Raw genomic sequence first — 7,469 nt, 5'->3', positions numbered from 1 at the left:
AGACATCTTCAAGCTGACCCGCAGCGCTGCTCTCGCCGAGTGGCGTCAACTTTGTTCCGGATAGGTTCGCAGTTTCCGCGGCAAACTGAGACTGGTTCGAATTCGTCTGACAGCACCCCGACTGGGATGGTACGGTAAAAGTTGCGCTGGTCCCATCTGACTTGCCTGCGCTGACGCAAGCACTCATGAAGGAGGGGCTCTCTGAAGCCCAAATTTATAAGATTATGGGGGGCAATCTCTTACGGGTCCTACGTCAGCGTCTCCACCCTTGAGCTTGGTTCTCGTTTCACTGCAATCCAAAAACTCATTGGCAAAGCTGAATAGATGTTATTGGCGATGGCCATGAACCAACGAACGCTTTGGGCTCAAGGCAGTCATCTGGGTCTTTCAGTCAGATGACGACTTAGGAACGGATAGTGGTCATTGTTGGTGGTCATTCCGAGAAATTTCGCCTGAAGGTCTACATTGAACAGCAGCGGACGTTCGCTGATATCTGCTGAACGGCCGAGTTGCGGACAAAGCCGCCGCCACCCCATCAGGCATATCGAAGGCGCCACTGGCTGCTGTCCCTTCCGCAAGCGAGTTCGGTTCGCAGTTTAAAATGATTGTATCAACGATGGACTCCAGTGTTATTGTTGAGGAACTGAATGATCGTTTGGGAGGCTCAGAATGAAGATTGTCCTTAACATCGCACTAGCATCAGCGCTCTGCCTGTTTTCGAATACTGGGTCGGCCCAGTTCGTGCCGTCAGAGGATTCTCTTCAGGGCCTCTATCCTGGGAAGGCTTACTCGCCATATGCCCAACGTAGCTTTCCATCGCGTGTCTTCTGGGGGGACACCCATGTTCACACGGGCCTGTCGATGGACGCTGGTCTGTTCGGTAATACGACAGGGTTGGAAACGATGCTTCGGTTCGCTCGCGGCGAAGAAGTCGTCTCTGCAACTGGCCAGCCGGTCAAGCTTTCTCGGCCACTCGACTGGATTGTCACCACTGAGCATTCCGATGGCATGGGCATGATCACCGATCTGGCGCGCGGAGCGCCCAATGTGCTTGCCTCCGAGCAGGGCGCCCGATGGGCCGAGGGGCTCCAGCAAGGTGGAGAGGCATCTGCGGCCGCGGCGCTAGATCTTATAACAACCTTTTCGCAAGGTGAGATGGATCCGGCGCTACTTGCAGATTACTCACCTGGCTCTCCCATCTACACCAGCGTTTGGGAAAGTATGGTGGACGAGGTCGAAGCCTTTAATGACCCTGGTGACTTTACGGCATTCCATGGGTTTGAATGGACCTCTCTGATCCGAGGCAACAACATGCACCGGAATGTGGTGTTCCGTGACAACGCCGACCGGGTAAAGCAGATTCAACCCATGACCACACAGCCACCGATCGGCTCTCCAGACCCAATGGCTTTGTATCAGTGGCTCGAAACCTATGAAGCAGAGACCGGAGGTCAGGCCTTTGCTCTTTCGCATAACGGCAACCTGTCCAACGGGATCATGTTCCCATCCGAAACCCGTTACAACGGGGAGCCGGTGGACGAAGCCTATGCCATGGCCCGCGCCCGTTGGGAACCGCTTTATGAGGCCACACAGATCAAGGGCGACGGCGAAGCGCACCCCGCGCTCAGCCCCGACGATGAATTTGCGGACTATGAAACATGGGACGTGGGCAACCTTGACCTGACCCAAGCCAAAACCCCTGAAATGCTCGCGGGTGAGTATGCGCGAGAGGCTCTGAAACAGGGCTTTGCCATCGAGGCCCGGACCGGCATCAACCCGTATCGTTTTGGCATGGTGGGCTCGACCGACACACATACATCGCTTGCGACTGCAGACAGCGACAACTACTTCGGCAAGGCCACCAACGCAGAGCCCTCCACCACCCGTGCGGCGCATCCGTTCACAGAAACCGAAGTGGGCATTTTCCCGGGTTGGTCGCTCGTGGCGTCTGGCTACACCGGTGTCTGGGCCGAAGAGAACACCCGAGCCAGCCTTTGGGACGCTATGGTACGCCGCGAAGTCTATGCCACAACCGGACCACGTATGGTGGTTCGCTTCTTTGGCGGATGGGAGTTCAGCGAAGACGACCTGCGCTCCCGCGCCCCCGCCTTCGTTGGCTACGACAAGGGCGTGCCGATGGGCGGGGATCTACGCGCGGCGCCGGATGGTTCCGGGGCACCGAACTTTATGGTTTATGCCCTTCGTGACCCGATCGGCGCCAATCTCGATCGAATCCAGGTCGTCAAGGGTTGGATGGAAACCGACGGTACATTGCAAGAAAGGGTCTACGACGTCGCCTGGTCTGGAGACCGCCAACCGGATACCGGTGGCAAAATCCCTGAAGTGGGAAACACCGTGGACCTTGAAGCGGCCAGCTATCGCAATACCATCGGAGCCTCTGAACTCGGTGCGGTCTGGACTGATCCAGATTTTGATCCTGCTGAACCAGCCTTCTACTATGCCCGTGTCATCGAGATCCCGACACCCCGCTGGGTGGTTTACGACAAGGTTCGCCTCGGCGCAGAGATTCCCGACGGAGCGACGCTGATCGGCCAGGAACGCGCATACACTTCACCGATTTGGTATTCAACCGAGTAGCAGATTGGGCTCGATGTGGTCATTCGCTTTACTTAGCGGGAACGACCGGAATGCGGACTTAGCAGCCTGATGCAGATGCGGCGAACTTCGCGATCGAACTCGCATCCCGTCGCGGAGAACACCTCGACGCCGTCGCCCGGGAGCTCAACGAGCGGCCGAGAATAACCTTGAATTACTTCTCACTCGCGGAAAAGTTCGAGGAGCGTGTTGCGGCCATCGGTTGAACCGGCAGCGCAAACCGGACATTCACGACCATGCATTGCTAACTCCGAAATATACAACAAAACTGCCAGTTGCAGAGATTGCATCGATTTTGGCAACCCACCAATTAATGCCGTCGGCTAATTTATTAACGTCGCACTACAACTTCTCCAAACTGATCCAACGAGGACCTCATCTTCCAAGTTTTCTTTTGGCTCAAGGGAGCAGGGAACGAGTCACTGATTTCGCCGATATTCGTTCGGTGTGACACCAGTCCACCTTTTGAACGCTCTGGAAAAACTTGTTGCACCGGAGAAACCAAGCAACTCGGCGATCTCCTCGTTCGGTGCGGATCTATCGCTGTCAATGATTTCTAGGGCCCTCTCTCTACGCCCCTTGTCGCGGATCTCTTGGAACGAGGTGCCCAATTCAGACATCGTGCGCTGTAGGCTCTTTGGATGGACGCCGAGGTTACGCGCGAGTTCCTCGAGGCCGAAGGTTCGCTCACCAATCTTTTGGAAGCAGACCTTTTCGACCCATTTCAGGATCGCATCGCGCGGGGAAGTATCGCGGAACTCTCCACGCGAGGTGGGCGGGATTTTCCAGTTCAGGGCTAGTGGCCGTTGCAGCCACTCAGAGGGAAACCCGATCTGAACACTGTTGCACTTTCGTTTCAAGAAAGAAGACTTCGGAAGCAGATCCAGCGGAATACCTGCGTTTTCCTGCGCCGTAACTGTTATGCGAGACGGATTGAAATCGTCTTCGGTCACTAACCGCAGGAGGGTCAACCACAGGCTCGCAGTGGCGGCATCTGCCTGAACGACGGGTGCTGCCGGTAAGAAAGTCCTCTCAGCTCGGATCACGGTGACATTTGCATTGATTTGGAGGGAGTATCGAACGTTGTTGATCTGCCGGTCGAGTTCGAGAATAGCCAGCGGTAGGAACTCTGCGAGGGTGTGGGATATCGCATAGCTCTCCCGGACAAAGACGGGGCCCGCCTCGACGAATGTCTCAGCTGCGCGCGCCGAGAAATACGGGTCGTTGAGCACATCGGCCATTTTCTCGACGGCCTTGTAGAGTGCATTGCCGGTGATCATCGCAGCCGGGTCGGTGAGATCGACCTGGTCAAGCCCAGCCGCCTTGAGAACAGGGCCAGCCTTGCCGCCGCGCTTCTCGAACAGATCAAGGAAGGGGCGAAGCTGCAGAGCGCGGTTGAACGCGATTCGCTCAGAGACCATTTGTCTGTCGTCCGTTGTTAGTTCTACACGACGATGTACATGCCGTTCACTACGAATACTCCCAGAACGCACTTTCAAGGACAAGTTTCTACACTACCTGTCGCGTGAGGGCATACAGTTTTGTTTTGATTAGCGTTTAGTATCCTTTTTGCGAAAGACCACGATTCCAGAAGGTGGTCGAAGGTAAAGGTACATCGCCTATGAAACCAGAAAGAACTTTGTCCGCAATCGGCACCTTGGCGGTTTTGGTCGCGACCGCAACGACAGCGTTTGCCAACGATATCGTGATCTTAAATGGGCGCGTGATCGACCCGGAGACGGGCCTCGATGCGATCCGCAACGTTGGCGTGGAGGACGGCCGTATCTCGGCGATCAGCGAGTTCTCGCTTGAAGGTGACACGGTGATCGATGCTAAGGGGCACGTCGTCTCGCCGGGGTTCATCGACCTGCACGCTCACGGGCAGAGTATTGGTGACTATCGGATGCAGGCGATGCAGGGGGTGACAACGGCGCTAGAGCTAGAATCTGGCGTTTTGCCCATCGCCGACTGGTATGACAGTCAGGCTGCCAAGAACCTGCCAATCAATTACGGTGCGGCGGCGGGCTGGACCTATGGCCGGATCGCCACCTTCGACAACACCGACCCGCTGGCAACCGTTGAGTTCTTCCAAGCGGCCCAGGCCGAAAACGACTGGAAGATGGACATCGCCGACCAAGATCAGTCCGAGCGGATTCTGTCGCTGGTCGAACAGGGACTCAAGGAGGGGGGCCTTGGTATTGGGGTAAACGCGGGCTACGCGCCGGGATACGGGCAAAAGGAGTATTTTGCGCTGGCCGAACTGGCCAACGAATACGGCGTGGCGACCTTCACCCATGTTCGTTACGCCAGCAACATCGAGCCGCAGAGTTCATTCGAGGCGCTCAAGGAATTGATCTCGAACGCCGCCATCACCGGCGCGCACATGCACATCTGCCATATCAACAGCACGTCGATGGCTGATATCGAGGCCACACTCGCCCTTGTCGAAGAGGCGATGGACAAGGGTATCAACATCACCGTGGAAGCCTATCCCTACGGCGCGGCGAGCACCGTCGTCGGCGCGGCCATGTTTACTGGGCCCGACTGGCGGGACCGGATGCAATCGACAGCCGAGAATTTTCAGCTCGGCCAGGATCGCATGACCGAAGACCAACTCGACGACTATCAGGAGAACAAGCCGGGCACTTTCATCACCTGGCACTTCCTCGATGAGAGCAAGGCAGAAGATTTGGCTAAGCTCGACCTGTCGGTGACTCATCCCGCGACGCTGATCGCCTCGGACGCAACTTTCTGGTCGTACTTCGACGACAAGGGGAACATTCAGACTTACACCGGCGATGAATGGCCACTTCCTGACAACGTGTTCGCCCATCCGCGATCTGCCGGAACCTTTTCGAAGGTCCTGCGCAGCTATGTACGCGAGCGTGGTGTGCTTTCGATGAGCGAGGCGATCCGCAAGATGTCGCTGATGCCAGCGCAGACGCTGGAAGACTTCGTGCCGCAGATGCGCCGCAAGGGACGTCTGCAGGTGGGCATGGATGCCGACATCGTGGTGTTCGACCCTGAGACGGTCTCTGACAGGGCCAACTACGAGAACGCGAACCAGCCTGCCGTGGGCGTGCAGACCGTGCTGGTAAACGGCGGATTCGTTGTCCAGGATGGCGCGCTTGTCCTCGACGCGCCGCATGGCCAGCCGATCCGCAGGACGCAGACGCAGTAAACACCGGGCCTCCAACAAAATTTGAAAGGAGCACCTTGCTCATGAAGCCGCTCTCGACCCTCGCGATAACCACGCTCGCATCTGCGTTCTTCTGTGTCGGCATCGCTCAGGCGCAGGATTACGATCTCGTCATCTCGAACGGCCGGGTCATGGATCCGGAGACGCTATACGACAGCATCGCAAATGTCGGCATTTCGGACGGCCGTATCGTGGCGATCTCCAAGGAGGCGCTGAGCGGTGCCGAGGAAATCGATGCAACAGGTCACATCGTGGCGCCTGGATTCATTGACACCCATTTCCACTGGCAACAACCGATGGGCTATGCGCTTGGCCTGCGTGACGGACTGACTTCGAGCATGGACCTCGAGGAGGGCTGCGCAGGAACATTCATCGCGCGGTGGTATGAGGAACGCGAAGGCAAGAACCAGGCGAATTTCGGGTGCGCCTCCAGCCACGAACAAGCCCGCGCCATCGTGCTCGACGGTTTCGACGACGAGGAAACCCTTCTGCTGGGGCCGGCGGCGGCGCTTACCTCCCGCAAGGGATCGGGTTGGAGTTTGGACAAGGCGGATTACGACACTGGTAACAAGATTCTGCAGATCATCGACGAAGGCCTTCAGGCTGGCGCGCTCGGTATCGGATCGACATTGGGATACATGCGCGATGGTGTCACCACGCGTGAGTTGTTCGAGGTGCAGAAGATTGGCGCGCGATATGGTCGCCAGACTGCCGTTCATACGCGTTTCACACCCGATGGCGACGTGTTGGAAAACGTCGGTGCGCAAGAAGTCATTGCCAATGCATTGGCTCTGAACGCGCCCGCAATACTGCAGCACTTCAACAATCCCGGCTGGCGACTCACGCATGAACTCATCGCGCGGCTTCAGGAGAACGGACATAATATCTGGGGAGAGATCTACCCCTATTCCGCCGGATCGACCACGGTGAACGCAGTCTTCCTCAAACCCGAAAACTGGGTTGAAAGACAGGGGCATCGCTACGAAGACACGATGCAGGATCCGATTACAGGTGATTTCTATACGCAGGAAAAATACGATCAGGTCCTGAAGGATAATCCGACCCAAGAAATTCTGTTGTTCAAGACTCCGCCAGAGGACTCAGTCAAATGGTTGACTCTCAGGGGGACAACAATGGCCAGCGATGCGATGTTCGCGGAGCCTCTTATGGCGCCTTGGAATACTCCATTTGAGAAGTTGGGAAACATGCATCCGCGCGGCGCCGGGGCGCGCGCTGCAACACTGCGCCTTGGGCGCGAAAACGACATCCCGATGATGCAGCTTTTGTCGATCCTCAGCTACAACGCGGCGCACCATCTGGGCCGTACGGGGCTGAAGGCCATGCAGGAGCGGGGCCGGGTTCAGGAGGGCATGATCGCCGATATCGTGGTGTTCGACCCCGAAACCGTTGCCGACAATGCGACCTATGATCATGGATCAATCCCCTCGACCGGGTTCAAGGCGGTTATTGTGCATGGCGAGGTGACCGTGCGTGACGACGAACTGCTGGAGGTCTTTGCCGGCCAGCCGATCCGCTTCGAGCCGGAAGACAAACCGCGGTTCGAGTCGGTGTCGGAAGACGCTTGGAACCGGGAGTTTTCCACCGGCATGCCGGATGTGGCGCCGGGCGTTCCTCCGCAGGGAGGGAATTGAGC

The 7,469-nt window shown here is 57.2% G+C and carries 4 protein-coding genes and 1 pseudogene; 4 read left to right on the top strand and 1 reads right to left on the bottom strand.

Features of this window, described 5'->3' with window-relative positions:
* Positions 1–140: 140 nt before the first annotated feature.
* Both LCM21_RS20885 and LCM21_RS15495 read left to right on the top strand, forming a co-directional pair.
* Positions 141–272: pseudogene (locus tag LCM21_RS20885) on the top strand (membrane dipeptidase); the annotation flags it as partial.
* Positions 273–669: 397 nt separating this feature from the next.
* Positions 670–2,598, top strand: a complete 1,929-nt coding sequence (locus LCM21_RS15495) for a DUF3604 domain-containing protein (protein WP_224891408.1) — start codon at positions 670–672, stop codon at positions 2,596–2,598.
* Positions 2,599–3,035: 437 nt separating this feature from the next.
* On the opposite strand, the gene LCM21_RS15490 is transcribed toward LCM21_RS15495, so the two are convergent.
* A complete protein-coding gene (locus LCM21_RS15490) occupies positions 3,036–4,037 on the bottom strand; it encodes an AraC family transcriptional regulator (RefSeq protein WP_209599455.1) in 1,002 nt (333 codons plus the stop codon).
* Between the two features lie 200 nt (positions 4,038–4,237).
* On the opposite strand from LCM21_RS15490, the gene LCM21_RS15485 reads away from it, so the two are divergent.
* Entirely contained in the window at positions 4,238–5,797 is a 1,560-nt protein-coding gene (locus LCM21_RS15485) for an amidohydrolase family protein (RefSeq protein ID WP_224891407.1), read from the top strand.
* Between the two features lie 41 nt (positions 5,798–5,838).
* The gene (locus LCM21_RS15480; protein WP_224891406.1) at positions 5,839–7,467 is read left to right on the top strand and encodes an amidohydrolase family protein; all 1,629 of its coding nucleotides are present in this window, start codon (positions 5,839–5,841) and stop codon (positions 7,465–7,467) included.
* Positions 7,468–7,469: the final 2 nt, after the last annotated feature.

Source organism: Ruegeria profundi (genome assembly GCF_020171505.1).
Lineage (GTDB): Bacteria > Pseudomonadota > Alphaproteobacteria > Rhodobacterales > Rhodobacteraceae > Ruegeria > Ruegeria profundi.
This window is presented reverse-complemented; position numbering and strand designations above follow the sequence as displayed.